Genomic DNA, 1,269 nt, shown 5'->3' on the forward strand with positions numbered 1-1,269 from the left:
GAGATTGGCGCGGCTGAGACCGGCGGGGCTGAGATTGGCGGGGCTGAGATTGGCGCGGCTGAGACCGGCGCGGCCGGGTCCGGCTCAGCGGGCTCCGGCTCAGCGAGCTCCGGCGTGACGAGCTGGTCCGGGTCGTCGGACGGCGTAGGTCGGGCCGACAGGTCAGCGCCGGACACGTCGTCGGCCTGCGAACCGGCCGTTGGTTCGCCGGTGCTCCGATCGCCCAGCGCGTCCAGTGGTGGCTCGTCCGGCGCGGAGCGCACCTCGTCCACCGGGTCGCGCTCGGCCGGGCCGCTGTCCCGTGCGGGCGGCGCGGAGACCGGCCGCTCCAGCGGCGCCGATACTGGCTCCGCCGATGTCGGCCGGTCCGGTGTCTCCGGCTCGTCGAGGCGATCGGCCGTCCAGCTGTCCGGTTCGTCGTAGGCCGGCGCGTCGCGGGATCCGGAGACGTCGAGGTCGGTCTCGGACACCGGGTAGGCCGGCGGTGCGGACACCGGGTAGGCCGGCGGTGCGGACACCGGGTAGGCCGGCGGTGCGGACACCGGGCTCGCCGGCGGCGCGGACACCGGGCCGAGGGTGTCCATTCGTGTCGACCCGACCGCGGGGTCGGGATCGGTGACCACGTCGTCGGTCCAGGCATCGCGGTCGCCGGTGACCGGTTCGGCCGGCGGTGCGGAGACCGGTTGCGCGGGCGGCGCGGAGACCGGCCGGGACTGGGACGTGGGGGCCGGCGTCACGACAGCCGGCTCGACCGTGGCGTGCGGGTCGGTCGTCCGGTCATCGGAGGCCGGCTCGGCACCCGGCGTCGACGGGTCGGACTCCGCTCCGGTCGGCGCGGAGGAACTGGCCTCGCCAGCGGCGGCCGACCGGTCGTCGGTGGCCTCGGTCGGCTGCCGGTCCGTCTCCGGTTCGTCCTGGTCGGACTCCACCTCCTGAGCAGGGTTGAACCAGGCGGCCGGTCCCCGGGTGACCGGAGTCTCGACCGGCTCGGGGATGGGCGCTACCGGCGCTTCCGACGGCGGTGGGGGTACGTAGCGGCGCGGCATGCCGGGTGCCAGGGGAATCGCCGGCTCGGCGTCCGCCGTGGGTGTCGGAGCCGGGGATGTCGGTGCCGTGGACGTCCGAGCCGGGGGTGGCGGGACCGACCGGGCGGACGGGGAATCCGGGGCCTGCCAGGCGGGTGGCGGCGCGGCCGGCGGGCGCGCGCCCGCCGTCGGGGCCGGCTGCTTCGGCCGTGTCGGCTCGGCCGGCGTCCGGCGCTCAGGGGCC

The 1,269-nt window shown here is 77.1% G+C and carries 1 pseudogene; it reads right to left on the reverse strand.

Annotated features, from left to right (window positions below):
* Window positions 1-929 (reverse strand): annotated as a pseudogene (locus tag EAD98_RS06600) (hypothetical protein); the annotation flags it as partial.
* Window positions 930-1,269: the final 340 nt, after the last annotated feature.

It is taken from the genome of Micromonospora sp. CV4 (assembly GCF_003667455.1).
In the GTDB taxonomy this organism is placed as follows: domain Bacteria; phylum Actinomycetota; class Actinomycetes; order Mycobacteriales; family Micromonosporaceae; genus Micromonospora.